This is a genomic window from Acidaminobacter sp. (assembly GCF_030247605.1).
Taxonomy (GTDB): Bacteria; Bacillota; Clostridia; order Peptostreptococcales; family Acidaminobacteraceae; genus Acidaminobacter.
Window position 1 is genome coordinate 76,854 of the sequence record NZ_JAOTSB010000009.1, and the last position, 22,590, is coordinate 99,443.

The following is a 22,590-nucleotide window of genomic DNA, read 5'->3' on the forward strand; positions in this document are numbered from 1 at the left end:
CTTACCTCTTTTCTTTATCTTAATTATGATACGGTCGAGCCGGATGGCATATCCACCGTCAGGAGACCCAGGGCCTCTCCGTCAGCGGCTGCCAGGATCATGCCGTGGGACTCGACGCCGCGGAGCTTGACTGCTTTCAGGTTGGCGACGAGGATGACCTTTCGGCCCACCAACGCCTCCGGTTCGAAGAATTTGGAGATGCCGCTGACGACCTGACGTGTCTCTTCGCCCACTTTGAGCTGGAGCACCAGGAGTTTGTCCGCGTTTGGATGACGCTCGCAGGCTACGACCTCCGCGACCTTGAGCTGAACCTTGGCGAACTCGTCAATGGTGATTTCGGAGGATTCTGGGGTGGTGTGACCATCGGCAGAAGCCTTGTCTTTAGGGGTTTCCTTAATTTCCTTGGCTGGTGCCTCTTCCTTTTTCTCCTCCACGACAGGCTCCTCTGCAGGCGCGCCCAGCGCGGCCAGCGCTTCGAGCTCCTTAGGGATGTCGATGCGCGGGAAGAGCGCGTCCGCCTTCTGCACCTTCAGGCCAACAGGGAGCAGACCAAAAGTACGGGCGCTGTCCCAATGGGTCAGGCCGCCTTCTTCGAGGCCAAGCTGGTCCCAGATTTTGCGGGAGGTGTGGACCATGAACGGCTGAATGAGCGCGGACACAACGCGGATGGCCTCCGCCAGGTTGTAAAGCACGGTGTCGAGGACATCCTTCTGCTGCTCGTCCTTGGCGAGGACCCATGGCGCAGTCTCGTCAATGTATTTGTTGGTGCGGCGGACCAGCTTCCAGATCTCGTCCAGGGCGTTTGAGAAGTCCAGCTTGTCGAGCTTCTCCTCCACTTTGCCGATGGTCTCGGCAGCCAGCTCTGACAGGGAAGCGTCAAACGCCGTCACCGCGCTGCTCTTCCTTATGAGGCCGTCGTTGTACTTCTCGATCATGGCGATGGTGCGGGAAACCAGGTTGCCCAGGTCGTTCGCCAGATCTGAGTTCAGTCGGTTCAGCAGGACTTCGTTGGTGAAGATACCGTCCTGGCCAAAGGAGTACTCGCGCAGGAGGAAGTATTTGAGGGCGTCGACGCCGTAACGGTCGATCAGGACCACAGGGTCGACAATGTTGCCCTTGGATTTTGACATTTTGCCGCCTTCGAGGAGGATCCAGCCGTGGCCGAAGACCTTCTTAGGCACCGGCACGTCCAGCGCCATCAGCATGGCCGGCCAGATGATGGTGTGGAAGCGGACAATTTCCTTGCCCACGAGGTGAACGTCCGCCGGCCAGAACTTCGCGAAGTCGCCGTCCACTTCTTCCGGGTAGCCCAGGGCGGTGACGTAGTTGCTTAGGGCGTCCAGCCAGACGTAGATGACGTGCTTGGGATCAAACGGTACCGGGATGCCCCAGTCAAAGGAGGTCCGGGTGACGCAGAGGTCCTCGAGGCCAGGTTTGATGAAGTTGTTGACCATTTCGTTGACGCGGGACTTAGGCTCCGCGAAGCCTTCGACGTTTTCAAAGAGATCCAGGAGGCGGTCCTGGTATTTGGACATTTTAAAGAAGTAAGCTTCTTCGCTGGTCTTGGTGACGTCGCGGCCGCAGTCCGGGCACTTGTGGTCCACGAGCTGGGATTCAGTCCAGAAAGATTCGCAAGGGGTGCAGTACATGCCCTCGTAGGTGCCTTTGTAGATGTCGCCTTTTTCGTAGAGCTTCTCGAACATCATCTGAACGCGGCGCTCATGGTAGTCGTCCGTGGTGCGGATGAATTTGTCGTAGGAGATCTCCATGACTTTCCAGAGGTCTTTGATTTCCGCGACGACTTTGTCGAGGAATTCCTTTGGTGCTTTGCCCTGGGCCTTCGCGACGTTCTCAATCTTTTGTCCGTGTTCGTCCGTGCCGGTCAGGAACATGACGTCGAAGCCCTGGGCACGCTTGTACCTGGCCATGACGTCTGCGGCGACCGTGGTATAAGTGTGGCCTATGTGGAGTTTCGAGCTTGGGTAGTAGATGGGGGTGGTGATGTAGAATGAGCCTTTTGCTGTCATATCGCACTTCCTTTCAAAATTTTAAAATTCGGGCTGCCTAAAAAAAGATAAACCTCCGTCCTGATTCCTCAAGGACGAAGGTTCTGTTCGCGGTACCACCTTGCTTTACGCGACGAATCGCGCCTCAGCGCTGCAGGCCTGACGCTTGCAGGACTGTAGCCGGCTTTATAACGTCAGCCAGACGGCGCTGCCTGACCGACACAAGTTTGTCGTTTCAGCTGCGCGGTTCAGGGGCCATCTTCACACTCCGCCTGCCGCCGGTTCACACCAAATCCCGGCTCTCTGAAGGCAAGTTACGAGGTGTTACTCTTCCCGTCATAACCTTTTCATATCAATTGTACCACATTATAGCACAACGTGTATTGGGGTGCAAGTTTTGTGCTTTCAAATCGAATTGCGCGAGAATTGTGTGAAGCTCTGGCACCAAATTGAAGTTGGTGACAGTCACTCATCTGAAGTTGGTGTCAGACACCGACACGAAATTTGGAAAACCGTCCTCTGTCCACGCGGTAAATAACAAAGTACAAACTTGACTGTAAAAACAAGTTGCTTCCCTTAGCGTAATATGATAAAACCATAGAGAACTCTTAGCATACCCTGACGTAAGGAATCAGTAAAGAGGTGCGTAGATATGAGCAAGTATTTGAATGACCAACTCAATCAAATCCGGCAGATCGAGCTGGATCTTATGAACATTGACTTTAAGGAAGAATGTATTCGAATCCAGGGCTCAGAAGCAGGCGACCGGGAAAAGCGGTTCGACCTTGTCTTTGAGGGCGTCAACGCGTTTTTTTACAGCGATCCGGGACAACCCGACACCACCATTCCAGGCAAGCGGTCCACTATGAAAACGGTCTCTTATCTCCACGACGGCTTCGGTGAGTTCGCCGTTGTCCAGAATCAAGATGAAGAGATTGAATTTTACAATCTCGAATCCTCCATATCAGTCCCCAACTTCAACATCGAGTTTGATGACGCTACCCTGTTTATTGAAGCAGAGGGCATCACTATCAACGATCTCCGTTACACCTTGACTAAACAGAGCTGAGAAAACGCCGCAACTTTCTGCGGCTTTTTTTATGTCCGTCGGCAACAATTTCGTGTAAAATGTGAAAATAGGGTACAAATAAGGTAATCAGTACTCAGTACTCATCACGGACAATTCGGCAGCAGAGAATATGGGGGGGTATATTTTTGAATTCACAATTAGTTTTCACACTCAAAGACGTTGGCATGCTCGTACTATGGGCGCTGCTCGTCGCCATACTAATTTTTATCCTTTTGGTCTTGATCCGTTTCTACCGCTCGTTCAAAGACATCATGAAAATTGTCGATGATCACAGAGCTAATATTGATAAAGTCCTTGAAGAAGCACCAGGCATTACCAAAAACGTCAATCAGATTTCTGATGAAGTCAACACTACTCTGAAAGCCTTTCACGGCACTATCCAGAACGTCGCTGAAACCACTGAAAACGTGACCTCGACCATCAAAGACAATAAAGATATTGTGGCCAATGTTTCGTCAGTTTTCAATACCGCGAGGATCGTCAAAGGCTCCTACGACAGGATCTTTAAAACAGAAACCGAAGCAGAGGCAGACACAGAACAGCACCAGGAAAAAGGCAAACACGCTGCAGACAATTCAGAGAAAAAAGGTTAATTCCGCCAAAAGAATTCTACCAATATCTGACAAATTGCTAAAAAACGGATGAAAATCCGTTTTTTTATTTACTTATAATCCATTTTGTGGTATAAATGAATATATCATCTAAGTCTGGGCACATAAAAAAGCGACTTGGATTTTATTTTTTGTTGGATATAATTTTTCCAGTTGACTATTAATGTAAATGCTGGTATTCTTAACTTAAGCGAATATTGTCGAAATTTGTATTATAAAAAGGAGGTTTTTATATGAAATCAACAGGAATTGTAAGAAAAGTAGACGAACTCGGACGCGTAGTTATTCCGATTGAACTTAGAAGAACCCTCAGCATCGGTGAGAAAGACGCGCTCGAAATCTTCACAGAGGCAGACACGATCATCCTCAAGAAATACGAGCCAGCTTGTGTGTTCTGCGGTCAGGCTAAAGGCGTCAAGAACGTCAAAGGCAAGAACATCTGCCCGGAATGTATCTCCGAAATTTCTAAACTGTAAGTTTGAAAACTTCTTAAAACGACAAAGAAGGCTGTGCCTGTAACTTGGCACAGCCTTCTTTCTTTTTGTTTCCTGTTTCGTTATCGCAATAGCTATTCCTATTGCGATTCCTATCGTTCCCATACCCATTTCACTGCTCTTAGTCCCTGACTAAACCAGCGTCGACAGCCTATAGACTTCTTTTTTAGAAAGTTTATACAGACCTGCAACCTCAGCAGCAGCGTCTTTCCGGCTCATGCCCTCATTCACGCGACTTCTGATTTCCAAAAGAATCGTCTCCTCATCAGGTGTTTCAGCCAGCGCCAATGCAGCATTGGCCGCCGCAGCTTCAACCGGATCAAGGCCCGCCAAGACAATGACAAACTCGCCTTTTGGGGACTCCACCTCGAAATGCCGGATTGCCTCTGAGATCGTGCCTCTGACAAATTCCTCATAGCGCTTGGTCAGCTCCCGTGCCACTGCAACCCGCCGGTTCCCGAAGCATTCCAGCAAATCCTTCAGTGTCGCCTCCAGCCGGTGGGGGGCCTCATAAAAGATCAGCGTCCGCTCATCCTTGGCCAGAGCCTCAAACTGAGCCCTCCGCGTCTTTTTGTTTCGATCGGGAAAGCCTTCAAATGCAAATCGCTCTGTTGGAAGCCCGGAAAGAATCAGGGCATGAATGCCCGCGACCGGCCCCGCGACCAGCTCCACCCGAATCCCTTCCTGAATGCAGCTTTGAATCAGCACCTCTCCGGGATCAGAAATCCCCGGCATGCCAGCGTCAGATACCAGCGCCACGCTGAGTCCGCTTTTCAGTTTCTCGAGCAGCGCCTCCCCGGACTTCCTTAGGTTGTGCTCATGATAACTGACCAGAGACTTCCGGATCCCCAAATGGTTGAGCAGTTGAGAAGAGCGCCTCGTGTCTTCCGCCGCCACAAGATCCACTTGTCCCAAGACCTCTTCAAGCCGCCTGGAGATGTCACCGAGATTGCCGATGGGCGTCCCACAAACAAATAACGTTCCCGACATCACTGGTTCTCTCCCTTCTTCTCTGGGTCCCTTGGCGTCGGATCGACACCTGCCCGCCGGTAAATCTCCAAGATTTCCGGATCGTACCCGCCCTCCTGGGCATAGACATATAACGGCGGCTCTACGCGCATCTCAGCCCCACCGCCCCGAACGCCCTTGATCAGCAGGATATTGGGGGCTTGTCCGCGCCTCGGGTGTACAAACCTGAGGGCTTTTGGCTCCAACTTGAAGCGCCGCATCAGCTCAATCATATCCGGAAGTCTGGATGGTCTGTGGACCATATAAAAAGAGCCCCCCGGCTTAAGCAGCTGCGCGGCCGTACGAATGACATCTTCCAGGGTACAATGAATCTCATGACGGGCTATGGCCTTCGCGTCCTTAGGATTCACGAGACCACCGCCGCCTGATACATAAGGCGGATTAGTGACGACGACATCCACAGAAGATTTATTCAAGTGACTAAAGGTGTTCCGAAGATCATCCGCAATAATTTGAATGCGATCTTCAAGCGCATTGTAAACAACACTGCGGCGTGCCATGTCCGCAACCTCATCCTGAATTTCAAAGGCTGTGATCCGGGTTGCCTTGGTCTTGGCGCTGAGCAGCAGCGGCAGAATCCCGTTGCCCGTGCCCAAATCCACTATATGTGCGCCGTGCTTGGCTTTTGCAAAATCGCTGAGCAGCACTGCATCAACTCCAAAGCAAAATCCGCTGGGATTCTGAATGATGCTGAGACCCTCAAGCTGCAGGTCATCTACCCGCTCCCCCGGTAATATGAGCTTTTCTCTTTCCATGACAGCCTCCAATAGTAAAAAAGTAATTTAAAGCGAGATGAGGAGGGCGAGGAAAACGGGATCGATAGGCAATAGCTGCAGACACCGTCTTCCTCGCTCCCTTTTTTCCTTTTAAAAAAGCCGCCCGCCAGAGCAAGGTCTGGTCCGGAGGCGGCTTTAGGACTCTGAATAAATGTTGAATTATTTTTTCTTGCGTCTTCTAGGTCGGCGTCTACGCGGCTTTTGAACGTCTTCGTCCGAACCCTCTGCCTCAACATCTGACAGCTCGGCACTTGACTGCACTGGCTCAAGCTTTTGGGGCGGCGGCGTCTGCTGCCCCTTTTCCGAACGCCAAGGCCTTTCCTGGCTTGTGCTGCTGCCGGTACCCGGACCGGAAACTGCAGGTGCGCCTGGTACCGTACTGGCACCTGCGCCTGGTTTGCCCTGACCCCGGTCTTGTCTTTGCGGTCGCTCCGGGCGCTCAGGTCGATCTGTTCGTTCTGGTCGTTCCGGTCGCTCTGTCCGGTCTTTCTGTGGCCGACGCTGATCTCGATCTGCAGGCTGGCCCTGGCCTTGTGGCTTCGCTCCGCCTTTACCTTTATCCCGTCGATCTGCCGAGCGATCGCGATCCTGAGATGTCGCCGATGCCGCCGCTGCTGCCTCGCGCCTTGCTGCCCGGTCTCCCGCGGCATAGTCATCCAGCCCGTCAAAGCGCATATCATCCACAGGCTCTTCCTCGACTTGCTTAGGACGCACAGGATTGTCGCCCAATTGATCCTTTTTATAAGTGACAATGTCTTCGCTGAGCTCAAGGCGTCCGTCATTTTCACCCAGGATATGGCGGACTTTCACGGATTCCGTCAGAATAACCGCGTCCAATACAATCCCCATGCCGTCCGGTGTTTTGATCTTCTCGCCCTTGTTAGGCAGCTCACGTCGAATATCAAGATAGGTGTCGTGCTCGTATTTGAGGCAGCACATCAGCCGGCCGCAAATACCGGAAATTTTGGTTGGGTTGAGAGAGAGATTCTGATCCTTCGCCATTTTGATTGACACAGGGGCAAAATCCCCCAGCCAGTTGGCACAGCAGAGACCAACACCGCAAGGCCCAATGCCGTTGACAATCTTCGCCTCGTCGCGCACGCCAATCTGGCGCAGCTCAATGCGGGTTCTGAACACTGAAGCGAGGTCCTTGACCAACTCGCGAAAATCAATTCTGCCGTCCGCAGTAAAATAAAAGATGACTTTATTGCTGTCAAAGGTGTATTCCACTTCCACCAGCTTCATTTCGAGCTCGTGCTCGATAATTTTTGCCTGGCAGGCAGCAAAGGCTTCCTTAGCCTTTTCCTGGTTTTCCCTTTGAATCGACTGGTCCTCTTCCGTAGCAATGCGGATTACTTTTTTCAGCGGTGAAACAATTTCAGTTTCTTCGACTTCGCGCAGTCCGAGGACAGCCGAACCATACTCAATGCCGCGTGCCGTCTCCACGACGACGTCGTCTCCCCGCTTTATGTCAAGTCCATCCGGATCAAAATAGTAGATTTTGCCGGCCTTCTTAAACCGGACCCCTACGACTGTTATCATGTATAACCTCCTGTATTTTTAAAGCCATGGCGTGCATGGCGAGAGACGTGTTCGCATTTCCATCCAATGCGCGCGCCGTTTGCTCAAGGATCTCAAGGCAGTCCAGCCAAGGCGACTTCTGGGTTCGACCCAAAAGATCGACGAGCTCTGAACGCTTGTCCTGACTAAAGATCTTAATACTATTCGGATCTACCCAAAGGGCAGAAAGATCTCGATACCATATTATCATCAATTCGATCAAAGAGGTAGCCAAAACTTTGTCTGCGCCGTATTTTTGAAGCTTCAGGAGGCCGTCCAGGGGATCCCGCCGCATCAGAGCACCTATGATGTCTAGGGCATCCTGCCTGGTCTGGGTGAAGACCTCGGAAGTCGCCAGCATCAGGGCTCTGCTGATGGAACCATCGGCAAAATTAGACGCTATCCGGGCAATCCCCGCCTCCACGCCATGAGTTTGAATAAGCCAGGATTCGATCACCTCAGGCTTAAGCCTCGAAAAAGAGACGATCTGGCACCTCGACAAAATGGTTGGCAGAAGCGCGTCAGCCTGGGCGGTCACAAAAATAAGCGTTGCATAGGAGGGCGGCTCTTCGATCATCTTCAGCAGCCGGTTCTGGGCAGAAGGCGTCATGGTCTGAGCTTCGTCGACGACGACAACCTTTCGCGCCCCGCTGTAGGGCTTGACCATAACGAAAGACTGCAGCGCCTCAATCTGCTCAACCTTGACGGATTTCCCGTCCGGTTCTACTTCCAGATAGTCCGGGTGGTTCTGCGTCTCAAATTTCAGACACGACTGGCAGTGCCCGCAGCCCTCGTCCAGACCGGCCTCACAGAGCAGCGCCTTCGCGAGCTCCCGTGCGACCAGACGTTTGCCGCATCCGGGCACGCCCTCAAAAATATAGCCATGCGCCAGTCTCTGCCGGTTCATGGCCAATCTCAGCAGACCAATCACATCTTCATGGCCCGCAATCTGATTATACCCCATAGTTCACCTCATCAGAACTTAACATGGCTTTCAACATCCACGACAAACACCGTTGCCCCGCCTACAGTTACTTCAATAGGCATCGTCATAAACCCGCCCGCCTCGCTGATGATCGACGTCGTCGTCGTCACCTCTTTGCGCGTCTTGCACGTCTCCCCGATCAGCGTCATAACTGAATCGATATGCTCCTTGCTGACGCCAATCAGCACAGTTGTGTTGCCCGCCTTCAGGAAGCCGCCTGTTGAAGCCAGTTTCGTAACGCCAAATCCGGACTCATTCAGCTTGACAATGAGCTCCTGAGCATCCTCGTCGTGAATGATCGCGATCACTAATTTCATAGATTTCGGCCTCCTTTTTTTCTCTTTGCTGTCTGAGTTCTGGTTTGACAGCGCTACATGTTCCCAAATCTCGTCAAGGGATAGAGTCTGAAGATAGCTCTGCCGATGATCTTCTCACCATCAATAAGCCCCACCTGGCTGTCTCTGCTGTCCAGGCTCACCGCCCTGTTGTCGCCCATCAAAAAATATTTCCCATTCGGGATCGAGTCAATATGGACATCCCCATTGGTATTCGAACTGACGTAGATTTCCTGGAGCTTCTCTCCGTTGATAAAGACATCTCCATTAACAATATCCACCGAGTCCCCCGGAAGCCCTATGACGCGCTTGATCAGGTTTTTGCTCGGATTGACACTCGCGAAGAGCTTTTGAATAGGATTCAGGGACTGAATGTCATTCTCCGAAAGCATTAAATCCGTTTTGAAAGAGACAATGTCTCCGCTCTTAACTTCTTGAGTGCGTTTCAGGAGCAAGATGTCCTTTTCAATAAGCGTCGGGTACATAGAGGTGCTGTAGACCACCGTTGTGGCGAAGAAAATATTGAAAACCAGAACAATAATTATGGCTATGGCGAACGACTTCAGCCATTCAAAAATTTCGTTTTTCACTGTGAATCTCTCCCTGAGGACAGCGCTGCTGTCAAATTAAGATTGAAGCCCTCTTCGGCTTCGCATTAAAAACCTTTCCTTCACCGACCGACTCATATTTTGAACGGGCTTCATTTACCAAAACTTTTTAAAACGGCAAAAAGACCATCGGTCAATCCATTTACCTTATGTTGAATACCCAGATCTGACAGAACTATTCTGAGGACTTCTTCAGAGATAATCTCACCCGGTACCAGCAGTGGAATTCCCGGGGGATAAGGGATCAAGAAATCTGCGGCTATGCGTCCCTTGGCCTCTGAAAGCGGCACACGCTCCTGCTCAGCCCAGAGGGCCTGCTCTGGTGAAACGCCCCGTTTTGGCAGCTCAGCGACCCTCAGCTTTGGCACATTAATTTCAAAAGAATTAATGGGCTTAGAGGGTGGAGACGCTATTTCAGCAATTCGGGTCAGACTAGACGTCAACCGGTCAAAATCCGAAGCGTCACTGACAATGCTTGGGATTAAAACGACGTAAAGGGGCGTGGCATACTCGCCAATCACGCCATCCAGCTCCAGCGCCTCGTATAGCTGATACCCATTTATGCCAAGATCACACCCGCTGATGACAAGCCGCGTTCGGTCAAAGCAGAAGCCCTCCGGCAAAGACATCTGGCCGTGCATGAACTTATAGCCCATTGAAGCGGCAGTAATGTTAAAATCGTCGATCAGCGCCAGCAGTCGCTGCATTTCTTCCGGTCCCTTTGTTTCATAATGCCTCGCCGCGAGTTCCAAAGACAGCATCAAGGGATAGGACGGGCTGGAGCTCTGGAGCATGGAAAGATAGGCAGAAATTCTGGGTTTGAGGCGGCGCCCCCGCTCTGTGCCATAATGCAGCATTGAGCTCTGGGTCAATGAGGTGAGGGTCTTATGAGTACTCTGGACTGCGAGATCCGCGCCCAGCGACAATGCAGTCTCCGGAAGATCCATCGACAACCCCAAATGCGACCCGTGGGCTTCATCAACAATGACGGTCAGTCCATGCTGATGTGCCACTTCAATAATGGATCCCAGATCACATGCCACACCTTCATAATTTGGATACGTCACAAGTATGGCAGCCGCGTCCGGATGTTGTCTGACAGTGTCCAGAACTTTAACCGTGGTCAATCCCATGGCAATCCCCACAGCGCTGTCAATTTCCGGCATAATGAACACTGGTTCAATGCCGCCCAGCAGGACTGCGGACAATACGCTTTTGTGGGCGTCTCTGGGCAAAATGAGCTTTGCACCTCGCGGAATTGTTCCGAGTATTGCACCAAGAAGACCTGAGGTTGTGCCCCCCACCAGAAACTGAGTTTCCAAAGCGCCAAAGATTCTGGCTGCCTCCTTTTGCGCTCTAAAAATAACGCCGTCCGGTGCGTGCAAATTGTCTGTGCCGGGAATCTCAGTGTAGTCCAGGGCTTCCAGACTGAGTGCCTGCTGTGCCAGCAGCTCAGATAAACCCCTTCCAAACTTGTGTCCGGGAACATGAAATGAGACTTGGTTTTGATGTCTCAGTTCCGAAAGTTTCTCAAACAAATTCTGTGTGGATTTCATATCACGACTTCACCTTTTCCCGGGCAATATGCGTGCTTAAGTTGTCAAGAAAAGTCTCAGAGGGTTCAAAAATCAGCTTTTCCAGTTCTGCAGCCTTGAAGGAAACCACCTGCCAGGACGACTTATGACGAGACACTGTAAAGCGCCTTTTGGCGGAAATCTTTCTGTCCTGAGCAGGATCATAAGCCCTTATTTCAATTACTCCCCTTAGATTTAGACTGAAAAAGGAGGTGCTCGACCGGCCCATTTGCCGCTCAATCACTAAAAGCCCTTGTTCCTCAGAAATCTTGTAAGTAAAAGATTCTCCATTATGAGCGATCATCTTCCAAACAATGGCGAAACTTAAAATGATCACTACGACAGAAACCGCTCTATTTAAACCGGATGGCAGCAAGTTTAATAATTGAACCAATACATTGACCGCTAACATAATAAGACCAATGGCAACTAGTAATTTCAGCGTTCCCACCGGTTTTCTCTTAACCGTTTCTCTTTCGAATGTTCCCATGGTGCCCCCTGTTATTTGATGACCTTAAACCGATCCTTATTTCTGTCCCTGTTCGCGCTCGGACTTCGACTGTCTCGGGGACGCCTACGCAATGTAGTGCTCGGGCGCGGTTTTGGCTCAACCGGCTGAGCGCGGTCCAGAGCCTTTCTCATTTTCCAGAGATCTATCAGAAAAACCAGCAGGCTGCTCAAAACTATGGCGCTCACGACGACTAGCGTGACTATTTGAACTGGCGACATTGATGACTCCCCCCAGATGAATTTTTCTGATATAATGACATCCATAATGAATGCTCATCAACGGTACTATTTTATCACAAATTAAGTAGGTATGATGAACATATCCACAAAACATGATTGGAGGAACTAAATTGCTTTCTAAAAAACTTGCTGCCATTACGCCTTCCTTTACCATCGGCATCAGCACTAAGGTCAACGAAATGAAGAAAAACGGGATTGCCATCACCAATCTGAGCATTGGGGAGCCTGACTTCTTTACGCCGGACCGCGCCAAGGCTGCCGGAATCAAGGCCATTGAGATGAACAAGACCAAATATGACGCCGCAGAAGGGGTGCGCGACTTCAGGGAAGCGATTTGCCTCAAACTCAAAGAAGAAAACCAAATCGAATACAAAGCAGATGAGATCGTCGTGTCCAGCGGCGCGAAGCATTCCATCACCAACGCGCTGATGGCGCTGCTCGATCCGGGAGATGAAGTGCTCATTCCCAAGCCTTATTGGGTCAGTTACCCGGAGATGGTCAAGCTGACCGGCGGCGTACCGGTTTTCGTCGAAACCCAGAGATCCAACGATTTCAAGGTTACCGTGGAAGACCTGGCTGGATGCATCAACGACCGCACCAAGGCCGTCTTCATCACGAATCCTTCCAACCCTACCGGCGCTGTTTACAGCCGTGAAGAGCTTCTGCCAATAGCGGAATACCTCGTCAGTAAAGGCGTCTACATCATTGCGGACGAAATCTATGAAAAAATAGTCTTTGATCAGGAATTTACTTCCGTTGCATCTTTGTCCAGTGACATTAAGGCTATGACCATCACCATCAACGGCATGTCCAAGTCGACCTCCATGACCGGCTGGAGAATTGGCTACACTGCAAGCACGCGAGAAATTGCCAAAGCAATGGCGACCATTCAGGGGCACCTGGTGTCACACCCGGCGACCATTTCACAGTACGCAGCCCTTGAATCCCTGAGCTGCAAAGAAGACATGGTCATCATGAAGAACGCCTACGCCAAGAGAAGAGACCTCGTCAGCGGCCTTCTGTCCGAGATTGAGGGCATTGACTTTGTCCGACCGCAGGGCGCGTTCTACGTGTTCATTGATGTCAGCGCGTTCAAGTCAAAACTGCCTGAAGCGGAAAGCCTATCCATCCAGGTTTGCGACCTTCTGCTTGAAAAGTTCCAGCTCGCATTGGTTCCGGGGATTGCCTTTGGTCTGGACAATTACGTTCGGGCATCTACGGCTGCAAGCGAAGAGACCTTGAGAGAAGGCATGGCGAAGCTGGCGGCTTTTGCGGCGTCACTTTAATAGTGCTTCTGGAAAAAGCCATTCCGCTCACCCGTTAAGAAAACTCCTATAACAGAGAAAGACGGTACCTGTGGCCAGGTTGTGTTAAACTGGCCAATTGGCACCGTCTTCTTTTCTTTAAGCGGGAGGCGAGAACTGGCGAACGTCACCATCGGCCACCCGTTTTAAGCTTTGAAGCAGATCAAATCCTACTTGATAACTTCGACGCCTCTCATGTAAGGGCGGAGCACTTCAGGAATGACGACACTGCCGTCCGCCTGCTGGTAGTTCTCGAGGATTGCTGCGTTGGTTCTGCCAATGGCAAGGCCTGAGCCGTTCAGTGTGTGGACGAAGCTGACCTTTTTGGTGTCTTTGTCCCTGTATCTGATGTTGGCGCGGCGTGCCTGGTAATCCTCGAAGTTGGAGCATGAGCTGATTTCCACATAGCGGCCATAGCTTGGCATCCAGACTTCAATGTCGTAAGTTTTCGCGGAGCTGAAGCCGAGGTCACCCGTACACAGCTGGACGACGCGATGAGGAATTTTGAGCAGCTTCAGGACTTCCTGGGCTTCTCCGAGGAGCTTTTCAAGCTCATCATAAGACGTTTCAGGCTTGACGAATTTGACAAGCTCGACTTTGTTGAACTGATGCTGACGAATCAGGCCGCGGGTGTCTCTGCCGGCTGAGCCTGCCTCTTTGCGGAAGCAAGGCGTGTAAGCCGTGTGATAAAGCGGCAGCATGCTGTCGTCCAGTATTTCATCCAGATACATATTGGTCACAGGAACCTCTGCTGTTGGAATCAGGAAAAAGTCTTTGGCCGGTACATGGAACATGTCGTCCTCAAATTTAGGCAGCTGACCGGTGCCCGTCATAGCCGCGCGGTTGACCATAAATGGCGGCAGGATTTCCGTGTAGCCGTGCTGTTCGGTGTGCAGATCCAGCATGAAGTTGATCAGCGCCCGCTCCAGCTTTGCGCCAAGTCCTTTGTAGATTGTGAATCTTGTGCCGGCAATTTTGGTCGCGCGTTCAAAGTCCAGAATACCGAGGTCCATGCCGACATCCCAATGGGCTTTAGCTTCAAAATCAAATGCAGTTGGTTCTCCCCACACTCTGTAGACTGCGTTGTCAGCGTCGCTCGTGCCAACCGGGTTGCTTTCGTGCGGCGCGTTTGGAATGTTGAGAAGTCTGTCTTTCAACTCAGCTTCAATGACGGAGACGCGCTCGTCCATGACCTTGATTTCATCTGCGAGCTGCTTCATCTCTTCCATGAGGGCGTCCACATTGCCGCCGTTCTTCTTAAGAACCGGAATTTGTTTGGAGGCCGTCTTTTGCTCGTTTTTCATCTTTTCGACTTTTACCAGAATTTCTTTACGCTCATTGTCGAGTACGATCACTTGGTCAATCTCAAAGTCCCCGTTCCCTCTGGATGCGACTCTGTTCTTGATGTTTTCGAAATCCTCTCTGATTCTTCGAATATCCAACATAATAAAACCTCCTCAACTGTTTGTTTTTCATGATAGGCTTGATTCGACCGGGTTGATAATGATGCAAATAAAAAAGCCCCTCGTCCCGATCCTAGGGACGAAGAGCCTGCTCTCCGCGTTGCCACCCTGATTGACGCCGCCAGTTTTCGCGACGTCCTCTCAACAGCACTGTAACGTGTGCCACGCGTCCGGCATTACCCGGAGGCTCCGAGGCGGATTCAGCGTTCATCTCGTACCGGTTTCCACCACCACCGGCTCTCTTTGACGGATGCTCTGCTTACTATTCCTCATCACTGCTTTGATTGCAGATATCATAGCACAAGACGCCAGATTCTGCAAGACAGAACTCAAAATTCAAAGCTTAATGCTTCCTGCTTTTGCCGATGGTCATGGTAACCCCACATCCCACCCAAATTGCCTTTAGCTTAAAGTTCATTTTTCAGATGATTGAAGATCTTTCTGTCTACCTGGTCCACCAGAGCTTCCAGCACTTTCGCCTTGATTTTCATGACTCTGGCAATTTCTGACGGCGGCAGAGGCTGCTCGATCCCAATCCCATAACGGAGCCGGATCAGATTGGACTCCGTGTCATCAAAGAGCTGTCGGTCCAATAAAACCTGTATTCTCGATTCCAACGCTTCAGGGGTTTGCAGCTTGTTTTCAGTCTCCAAGGGCCACTACCTCTGAAATTTGGATTTCATTGTCGTTTGATGAATGTGTCCGCCAATCAGCATTTTTTCAAGAGGCGGCGTTGGTTCCTCCTGGATCCAGATTAGTTTGGAAAGCCATTTAATCCATTGTTTCATAATTTTTCACAACCTACCTTACCAGAATTTCTATTTTCTTATTGTCAGATGACGACCTGCTCGTAAAGATCGAGGAGCTGCTGCATCTGAAGATTGTATGCGTCATTCTTTGAATTAAGCAGCGTGACTCCGCCTTCATTTTCCGGGTGTGTCAGCATGCCCTTCTGCTCCAGGGTCATCTTGAGATTATTGATTGTGCCCGCATTGCCGTCATAGATCTGAAGGCTGCCGCCAAACAGAGTCCTCATGGCTTTGCGCAGAAAGACGAAATGGGTGCACCCAAGTACAACGGCGTTTACGCTGTCTGTGTCAATTCCCTGAAAGCAGTTTGTGATCTCTAGCTCAGCTTCGGGACTGGTCACGACGCTGCGTTCGACCATTCGTACGAGACTTGGGCAAGGAAGCTTGATCACCTTGGCCTGAGCAGCGGTTCTCTGCATCAACGCCGCGAATTTCTTTTCACGCAGTGTCACCTCAGTCGCCATGACCACAATGGTGCCATGGGGGTGCTCTTGGACTGCGGGTTTTAAAGCAGGCTCCATGCCCAGGATTGGAATCTGGGCGAATTTCTCTCTGAGATATTCCGCTGCTGCTGAAGTCGCAGTATTGCAGGCAATCACAATGGCTTTGACGTCATAGGCTATCAGCTTCTCACAAACACGATCTGATAAGTCGATGATCTGCGCCGTCGTCTTCTCACCATAAGGCGCATTAGCAGAATCCCCGTAATAGATAAACTTTTCATTTGGCATCTGTCGGATGGCTTCACCAAGGACGGAAATGCCCCCCATCCCGGAATCAAAGATTCCAATGGGGCGATTGTCCAGCATAGACAATGACATTGGAATTTCCCTCCTCCCTCATTGTTGTCCACAGTTATTATAATACATGCCAAAAAAAATGCAATCTTTACTGCTAAAACTCGAAATTTGTAACTTCTTATCAACTTATCAACAGTTTGCTTGTTGATAACCTCCCCGCAGTTGTCATAATATCGATGAGATTCATGTAAAATTAACGAAAACGGAATTTTTATTTACATATTCTTGACACAAGTTTTGGGATCCCGACCACAAGATGTAGGGGGACGCCGTAAAATTATAAGAACGTCGCTGCCAAAAAAATGCCGATGGCGCCGACGTTCTTAACCTCTCATTACTGCAAAAAAGATATGGAAGCGGATGTCAGACACCCGCTTCCACGCCCAAGTATTCCTCTATGAACAAACTATAGTTTCATGTCCCCGCTCTTGATCCAGCCCTTTTTTCTCATATATTCAGAAAAAATCAGGGTCAATCCTGCCGGCAGAAGGAAATGAAGAACGATCATTTTAATCAAAATGGTTGTGAACACTGTCGTTTCTGACATAACCGCTACTGTGCCAAACTGACCGACCAGACCGCTCGTTCCCATGCCGGCACCCACTGAGTTGCTTTCCATTTTAAACAAGACTGTCGCAATAGGCCCCAATAGCGCACTGGTCAGGATGGGCGGAATCCATATCTTTGGATTTCGAATGATGTTTGGAATCTGAATCATGCTCGTGCCGAGGCCTTGAGCGATCAGCCCCCCAAACCCGTTCTCCCTGTAGCTCGCCACAGCGAAGCCCACCATTTGCGCGCAGCAGCCCACAAGTGAGGCCCCGCCCGCCAGACCGCTCAGTCCCAGAGAAATCGCGAGGGCAGCGCTGCTGATTGGGAGCGTTAAGACAATCCCCATTATGACCGCAACCAGAACACCCATTGGTACCGGATGCAGCTCTGTCGCAAGGTTAATGACCTGGCCGATGGACTTCATAAGCGCCGCAATCACCGGACTCACAAAGAGGCCCACCATACCACCGACTATGATGGTCGACGCAGGTACAAGGACAATATCTACCTTCGTTTTTCCGCTGATCAGTTTGGAAAATTCCGCCGCCGCCAGGGCCGAAACAAAAGCGCCCATAGGCTCTCCAATCTTGACGATAAAATCTCCGGCGGCATTCTGACCCACAGTCCCGGCGCCAACCGCACCCGCGACCATAGATGCGAAAATCCCCAAAGGCTTGGCGCCGACACTATACGCTACAGCGCCGCCTATAGCCGGTCCCATCATAAACTGCGCGACCCTGCCAAAGGTCGTCAGTGCCGCTATGCCGCCGTAATCACCTATTTGCTTCAGAATCAGTCCAATAATCAAGGAGCCAAACAGGCCAAGTGCCATGCCATTTAAAGTTTTGATCAAGTAATCTCTAATTTTTTTTCCCATGGTTTTCGTCCCTCAGTCAATAAATTTCATGTGGATGTCAAGCGCGCGTGCAGAATGTGTCAAAGCACCAGAGGAAATCACGTCAACCCCAGTCTCCGCGAGTGCTTTGAGCGTCTCAAGGGTCACGCCGCCTGAGGCCTCCAGCACGACGCGATGATCGTTGAGCACCACCGCTTCACGTACTTGTTCGACGCTCATGTTGTCCAGCATAACAATATCCGCACCTGCATTGATGGCCACTTCCATACCCTTTAAATCCTGAACTTCGATCTCAAGTTTTACCGTATGGCCAACCTTGCCTTTGATGGCTTCAAGGGCCTCTCTGATGCCGCCACACGCTTGAATGTGGTTATCTTTGATCAGAACCCCTTCCGATAGATTGAACCTGTGGTTGAAGCACCCACCGCATCTGACGGCATATTTCTCAAGGGCTCTGAGTCCCGGCGTCGTCTTACGGGTGTCTACTACTTTTACGCTCGTATGTTGAACCGTCTCGGCATACTGTCTGGAAACAGTCGCAATGCCTGACATACGCTGCAAGAGGTTCAAACATAGGCGTTCACCTTTTAGGAGAGCGTGTGTCGGTCCTTCGATTTCGGCGACCGAATCACCTTTTGACAACATCTCGCCCTCACTCTTGTAATAGGTATACCGCATCTGTCCGGGTGACAGTGCTTCGAAAACGGCTTCAATCACCGGTGTGCCACAAAGAACGCCGTCTTCTTTGAATGCAATTCTCGCTTTGCTGACTGCCTCTGGTGAAATAAGCAAATCCGTTGTCAAATCAATGTAATGCAGATCCTCTTTCAGTCCTTGATCGACAATGTCTTTTAAAATCAGCTTGATCAATGGATACTCTCCCTTCATGCCAGTAGAATTATTCAATCACAAAGCTCCCAACAGATTTTTTGATTGAAAGCGCATCCAGGATCAGCGCCTTCGCGACCTGTAGACCATTGAAGACTTCAAATTCCTCTGTTGTTGTCAGTTCAGTGTTTTCAATGTCCTCAAAAGCTATCTTTATTTTTTCAAGTGCATTTTCAAGAATATCATTGTGCTTGACCAGAGGAAGCGCAGTATCAAAAATCTCGCGGAGCGCGTACTTCGAGATATTAGGTTTGTCAGAATCCAGAACCAATTGCGGGGTCGCTTTGTACGCCTTGACCAATGGTTTTTGGGGCTTCTTGGTTTCCAAGACTCTGACAATGCGCTCACTCAGTGCCATGCATTCCAAAAGCGAATTGCTCGCCAATCGATTTGCCCCATGAAAGCCTGTTCCAGCCGCCTCACCGGTAACATAAAGACCTTTGACCGGTGTAGCGCCGGTACTGTCCGCCATGACACCACCCATATGATAATGTTCGACAGGCTCGATCGGAATCGGCATAGTTTCAGGATGAATGCCATTCTCAACACAAACCTTATAAATATTCGGGAATCTTGTCTGGAAGAACACAGGTTCCAAGTGTCTGACATCTACAAAGACTTCAGACCCAGTACTGAACTGGTCATGAATCGCCTTGGAGACCACGTCTCTAGGCGCCAGTTCCATTAAAGGATGAACACCCTTCATAAACCTCACGCCGGCGCTATTGATCAGATGGCCGCCTTCTCCCCTTACAGCCTCAGAAATTAGGAAATAGCCACCCGCTTTAAGTTTAAAGGCTGTCGGGTGATATTGAATGTAAGCCGCGTCTCTTAAAGGAACCCCCGCTCTCAATGCCATAGCCAAGCCATCTCCGGTAACAACCGGTGCATTGGTCGTTCTCGAAAACCATCCGCCTATGCCTCCTGTCGCCAACACAACTGCATTTGAAGCCACGCATTGGTTGAGGCCTTTCATATTGTATGAGACGCCAAGACTGCCATTGTGATCTGAGATCAAATCTATGGCAAAGGCATACTCAAGTACTTCAATGTTCGGACAGCCTCGTACCCTCCGGATCAGCGCCTCCATTAAAGCCATCCCCGTTGTGTCCCGCGAATGCACAATCCTGCGCTTTCTATGGCCGCCCTCCATGGTCATATTCAGCTTATTTCCCTCGTCTTTATCAAATTCCACGCCATAGTCAAGCAACCGGCCAAGGACCTTTTCACTCTCGCTGACCATGGCTTTGACCACACGCAAGTCATTCATATAAGCGCCAGCCGCCAAGGTATCCTCAATGTGGCTGTTTAGCTCCCCGTTCAATGTAAGAGCGACACCACCCTGTGCCAATTGGCTGTTGCAGACAGATAAACTGTCCTTTGAAAGAACCAGAGCCTTATAATGCAGCGGCAGAGCTGCAGCCAAATATAAACCGCTGACACCGGCACCAACAATCACAACATCATAATATGGGGTTTCTGCATTCAGGCAAACCTCCGTCAAATACCGTCTAGCCATTGGGATTCAACATCCTTAAAAGTGCACCTTCCGCGCGCTGCCTCAAGTCCTCCTCCATGACAATCTCAGGAACGCCGCCATTTAGAGCTTTTTCCACATCCGCCAGCGTCGTCTTTTTCATATTCTGGCATACCAGACAGCCTGACAGTAAATGGAATGTCTTTTCCGGTGCAACCTTCTTCAATGAATGTAAAATGCCTGCTTCTGTACCTATAATGAAACTTTGATCCTCCGAATGGGCTGCATAATCAATAATTTGTGCCGTACTCCCCATATAATCCGCGTACTTCCACACAGCAGGATTGCACTCCGGATGCATGAGAACTTTGGACTCCGGATGCGCCTCAATTGCCTTAATCACGTCTTCCTCCTCGATGCGTTCGTGAGTAATGCAGAAGCCATCCCAAAGAATGACCTCCTTCTCAGGGATCTGCTGGGCCACAAATCTCCCCAGGTTTCTGTCAGGAAGGAAGATAATCTTATCTTCCTTCATAGCCTTGATCAGCGACACTGCGTTGGAAGATGTACAGCACAAATCGCTCAAAGCTTTTACTTCTGCCGATGTGTTGACATAAGCCACCACAGGGACCCCCGGATACTTTTTCTTAAACTCACTCAATGCCGCTGGTTCGACCATGTCCGCCATAGGGCATCCCGCATCAGGATTTGCAAGGATCACCTTCTTGGAAGGATTAAGTATTTTTGCACTCTCCGCCATAAAATGAACACCACAAAAAATTATACAATCCTTATCTGTACTTTGGGCATACTTAGCCAACATGTAGGAGTCGCCAACAACATCTGCAATCTCTTGAACCTCAGGGATTTGGTAATTGTGCGCCATAATCAGTGCGTTTTTTTCCTCTTTGAGTTTCAGAATTCTTTCAATCAAATTTAATGACACTTCATGTACACATCCTTCACTTGTATAATCAGGTGTCTTGTCACCCTTAGGTAAAAAAATGTGCGGACTTTCCCCTACTTACAAGGGAATAAATCCACGCTCTTTCAATTTTGCCTCAATCATGTCAAATACACCACTATTCGGAACCTCAATAGTATGATAGTGTTTCCCGTCCGTCAGAGAAGCCAATGGCATGGCGTCAGAATTTCGAACCTTTCTGATAAACGCTTCGAGGTCTGTTCGGCTGTTGATCATCAGTGCGACGACGATCTCACCATAGACAGGGTGCTCTACCATCACATCTATAACCCTGCCTCCAAGATCCACGATGATTGACAGTTCTTCTTCCAGTGACTCCAAGCCGCTGTGGAATGACTGCAGGGTTCTTATGTGGGATCTGATCCTAGGCTTTGGGATTAAATAGCCGTTGGATGTTGACACGATCTGAAGTCCTGAAGCCCGAAGAACTGCAATATCCTGAACAATCACCTGTCGACTTACATTAAATAGCTTCGCAAGACTTGACCCCGTGACAGCCTCCTCACTTTCATGAAGTATGGCAGCAATTTTATTGCGTCTTTCTTCCGTCAATCACAACACCTCACATCATTTGCATACTTAGTCCATTATATCAAAAACAACTTTAATAATCTCGTCTATTTGATCGTTAATAAAAAATCATATGTGATTAAGCAATTATTGGATAAGTCTGTGCCTTATTGCCATGAATGACCTTTACTCCATAACAAAAAAAATCTGCAGCTAAATTAGATCCAGCTGCAGAGGTCCTTACATAATATTTAACTCGATATTAACTTTATTTCTGATCTTCAGGAATATTTCTAATTCGATCCACATTTGCTCGAGAATTAGATATGTGCTTGGTAATGGATTCAACAGCCCGTTCCTCATCTCTGCTTATGAATGCCTCGAGAATGGTTCTGTGTTCTGTAAGGGCCTTATCCATTCTGCCTTCCATTCGAAGAGATGCATTCCTGGTGGACTTGATAAAGAGCTGAAAATCCTTTAATAAATGTTCTAAATATCTGCTTTTCGTCGCATGATAAATGGTTTCATGAAAAATGGTATTCAACTCGAAAAATTTATCAACATCTTGTTTAGCTGCATAAAATTCCATTAGTTCAAAGATTTCTCTCAATTGATCTAATTCTGCTTTCTCCATTCGATGAATAGACCATTTAGCAGCAATCGCTTCAATAGCAAGTCTGATTGTATAAATATCGCTGATATCCTGGTCAGTGATGCCTTTTACAATAACACCTCTGTTTGGAAGGTTCTCAACCAAACCATCCAACTCCAGTTGTTTCAAAGCTTCTCTAACAGGTGTTCTGCTGACCCCAAGCTCATCAGCCAGCTTGGCCTCTACAATTTTTTCGCCCGTCACATATTTACCGCTCAAAATATCATCTCTGACTCTATCAAAGATAATAGTCGTCAATGATTTGTTCTCTTTTTTCTGATCAAATATATCCATAAAAGGTCCCCCGTTAATTGTATGTACATTTGTTTTAATTCTAACATTTGTTTGGAACGCATAGTCCGCTGAAATAATTGCATTGCACCAGTAGTAAATATGTGGAAATATTTTCAACTGTTACGTATGAAAATCTCCTCTGGTAATCCTAAATAACGCATAACTTCCTTCACATTTGGTCG

At 49.4% G+C, this 22,590-nt stretch carries 23 protein-coding genes, 1 pseudogene and 2 other annotated features; of the genes and pseudogenes, 4 read left to right on the forward strand and 20 right to left on the reverse strand.

The window, feature by feature from the left end; genetic code table 11:
* Positions 1-23 precede the first annotated feature (23 nt).
* Positions 24-2,027, reverse strand: coding sequence for a methionine--tRNA ligase (gene metG / locus OEL90_RS06350; protein ID WP_291400868.1), 2,004 nt, complete (start codon positions 2,025-2,027; stop codon positions 24-26).
* A 67-nt stretch (positions 2,028-2,094) separates the two neighbouring features.
* Positions 2,095-2,355, reverse strand: a binding site (T-box leader).
* Positions 2,356-2,658: 303 nt separating this feature from the next.
* Between metG and OEL90_RS06355 the strand changes: the two genes are divergently transcribed.
* The 3 genes from OEL90_RS06355 to OEL90_RS06365 all read left to right on the forward strand — a co-directional run bounded on the left by OEL90_RS06355 (position 2,659) and on the right by OEL90_RS06365 (position 4,183).
* Positions 2,659-3,075: a YxiG family protein gene (locus OEL90_RS06355; RefSeq protein ID WP_291400870.1), complete on the forward strand. Its 417-nt coding sequence runs from the start codon at positions 2,659-2,661 to the stop codon at positions 3,073-3,075.
* A gap of 146 nt (positions 3,076-3,221) precedes the next feature.
* Positions 3,222-3,689, forward strand: coding sequence for a hypothetical protein (locus OEL90_RS06360; RefSeq protein WP_291400872.1), 468 nt, complete (start codon positions 3,222-3,224; stop codon positions 3,687-3,689).
* A gap of 251 nt (positions 3,690-3,940) precedes the next feature.
* Positions 3,941-4,183 (forward strand): AbrB/MazE/SpoVT family DNA-binding domain-containing protein, encoded by a 243-nt coding sequence (locus OEL90_RS06365; RefSeq protein WP_291400874.1) that lies wholly within the window; start codon positions 3,941-3,943, stop codon positions 4,181-4,183.
* A gap of 150 nt (positions 4,184-4,333) precedes the next feature.
* Here the strand turns inward: OEL90_RS06365 and rsmI are convergent, their stop codons facing one another.
* The 9 genes and pseudogenes from rsmI to OEL90_RS06410 all read right to left on the reverse strand — a co-directional run bounded on the left by rsmI (position 4,334) and on the right by OEL90_RS06410 (position 11,954).
* Positions 4,334-5,191: a 16S rRNA (cytidine(1402)-2'-O)-methyltransferase gene (gene rsmI, locus OEL90_RS06370; protein WP_291400876.1), complete on the reverse strand. Its 858-nt coding sequence runs from the start codon at positions 5,189-5,191 to the stop codon at positions 4,334-4,336.
* A complete protein-coding gene (locus OEL90_RS06375; protein WP_291400878.1) occupies positions 5,191-5,985 on the reverse strand; it encodes a tRNA1(Val) (adenine(37)-N6)-methyltransferase in 795 nt (264 codons plus the stop codon). The genes rsmI and OEL90_RS06375 overlap by 1 nt, the downstream gene beginning before the upstream one ends.
* 822 nt (positions 5,986-6,807) lie before the next feature.
* A pseudogene (locus OEL90_RS15175) lies at positions 6,808-7,548 on the reverse strand (PSP1 domain-containing protein); the annotation flags it as partial.
* Positions 7,520-8,530, reverse strand: coding sequence for a DNA polymerase III subunit delta' (gene holB / locus OEL90_RS06385; protein ID WP_291400881.1), 1,011 nt, complete (start codon positions 8,528-8,530; stop codon positions 7,520-7,522). The pseudogene OEL90_RS15175 and the gene holB, both read right to left, overlap by 29 nt.
* A gap of 11 nt (positions 8,531-8,541) precedes the next feature.
* Positions 8,542-8,868 carry a cyclic-di-AMP receptor gene (locus OEL90_RS06390; protein ID WP_291400883.1) on the reverse strand — a complete coding sequence of 109 codons (327 nt, stop codon included), beginning with the start codon at positions 8,866-8,868 and terminating at the stop codon, positions 8,542-8,544.
* A gap of 53 nt (positions 8,869-8,921) precedes the next feature.
* Entirely contained in the window at positions 8,922-9,476 is a 555-nt protein-coding gene (gene lepB / locus OEL90_RS06395; protein WP_291400885.1) for a signal peptidase I, read from the reverse strand.
* A 110-nt stretch (positions 9,477-9,586) separates the two neighbouring features.
* Entirely contained in the window at positions 9,587-11,050 is a 1,464-nt protein-coding gene (locus OEL90_RS06400; protein ID WP_291400887.1) for an aminotransferase class I/II-fold pyridoxal phosphate-dependent enzyme, read from the reverse strand.
* A 1-nt stretch (position 11,051) separates the two neighbouring features.
* Positions 11,052-11,558, reverse strand: coding sequence for a hypothetical protein (locus tag OEL90_RS06405; protein ID WP_300687590.1), 507 nt, complete (start codon positions 11,556-11,558; stop codon positions 11,052-11,054).
* Positions 11,559-11,675: 117 nt separating this feature from the next.
* On the reverse strand, positions 11,676-11,954 hold the full coding sequence (locus OEL90_RS06410; RefSeq protein WP_291400891.1) for a hypothetical protein: 279 nt from the start codon (positions 11,952-11,954) through the stop codon (positions 11,676-11,678).
* On the opposite strand from OEL90_RS06410, the gene OEL90_RS06415 reads away from it, so the two are divergent.
* Complete coding sequence (locus OEL90_RS06415; protein ID WP_291400892.1) at positions 11,929-13,104, forward strand: pyridoxal phosphate-dependent aminotransferase; 1,176 nt, start codon at positions 11,929-11,931, stop codon at positions 13,102-13,104. The two genes, OEL90_RS06410 and OEL90_RS06415, sit on opposite strands and share 26 nt — an antisense overlap.
* Before the next feature lie 188 nt (positions 13,105-13,292).
* Here the strand turns inward: OEL90_RS06415 and serS are convergent, their stop codons facing one another.
* The 10 genes from serS to OEL90_RS06465 form a co-directional block, all read right to left on the reverse strand.
* Positions 13,293-14,567, reverse strand: a complete 1,275-nt coding sequence (gene serS / locus OEL90_RS06420) for a serine--tRNA ligase (protein ID WP_291400894.1) — start codon at positions 14,565-14,567, stop codon at positions 13,293-13,295.
* Positions 14,568-14,657: 90 nt separating this feature from the next.
* Positions 14,658-14,870 (reverse strand) — a binding site (T-box leader).
* A 122-nt stretch (positions 14,871-14,992) separates the two neighbouring features.
* On the reverse strand, positions 14,993-15,238 hold the full coding sequence (locus OEL90_RS06425) for a hypothetical protein (RefSeq protein WP_291400896.1): 246 nt from the start codon (positions 15,236-15,238) through the stop codon (positions 14,993-14,995).
* Between the two features lie 6 nt (positions 15,239-15,244).
* Positions 15,245-15,373, reverse strand: a complete 129-nt coding sequence (locus OEL90_RS06430; RefSeq protein ID WP_291400898.1) for a hypothetical protein — start codon at positions 15,371-15,373, stop codon at positions 15,245-15,247.
* A 44-nt stretch (positions 15,374-15,417) separates the two neighbouring features.
* Positions 15,418-16,215, reverse strand: coding sequence for a glutamate racemase (gene murI / locus OEL90_RS06435; protein WP_300687593.1), 798 nt, complete (start codon positions 16,213-16,215; stop codon positions 15,418-15,420).
* Between the two features lie 385 nt (positions 16,216-16,600).
* On the reverse strand, positions 16,601-17,623 hold the full coding sequence (locus OEL90_RS06440) for a PTS transporter subunit IIC (protein WP_300687595.1): 1,023 nt from the start codon (positions 17,621-17,623) through the stop codon (positions 16,601-16,603).
* A 12-nt stretch (positions 17,624-17,635) separates the two neighbouring features.
* Positions 17,636-18,508 carry a carboxylating nicotinate-nucleotide diphosphorylase gene (nadC, locus tag OEL90_RS06445; protein ID WP_307730886.1) on the reverse strand — a complete coding sequence of 291 codons (873 nt, stop codon included), beginning with the start codon at positions 18,506-18,508 and terminating at the stop codon, positions 17,636-17,638.
* Positions 18,501-20,009, reverse strand: a complete 1,509-nt coding sequence (nadB, locus tag OEL90_RS06450) for an L-aspartate oxidase (protein WP_300687597.1) — start codon at positions 20,007-20,009, stop codon at positions 18,501-18,503. Before nadB ends, nadC begins: the two co-directional genes overlap by 8 nt.
* Positions 20,002-20,913 (reverse strand): quinolinate synthase NadA, encoded by a 912-nt coding sequence (gene nadA, locus OEL90_RS06455; protein WP_300687598.1) that lies wholly within the window; start codon positions 20,911-20,913, stop codon positions 20,002-20,004. Before nadA ends, nadB begins: the two co-directional genes overlap by 8 nt.
* A 78-nt stretch (positions 20,914-20,991) precedes the next feature.
* Positions 20,992-21,504 (reverse strand): transcription repressor NadR, encoded by a 513-nt coding sequence (locus OEL90_RS06460; RefSeq protein WP_291400907.1) that lies wholly within the window; start codon positions 21,502-21,504, stop codon positions 20,992-20,994.
* A gap of 226 nt (positions 21,505-21,730) precedes the next feature.
* Positions 21,731-22,408 carry a GntR family transcriptional regulator gene (locus OEL90_RS06465; protein WP_291400910.1) on the reverse strand — a complete coding sequence of 226 codons (678 nt, stop codon included), beginning with the start codon at positions 22,406-22,408 and terminating at the stop codon, positions 21,731-21,733.
* Between the last annotated feature and the right edge of the window lie 182 nt (positions 22,409-22,590).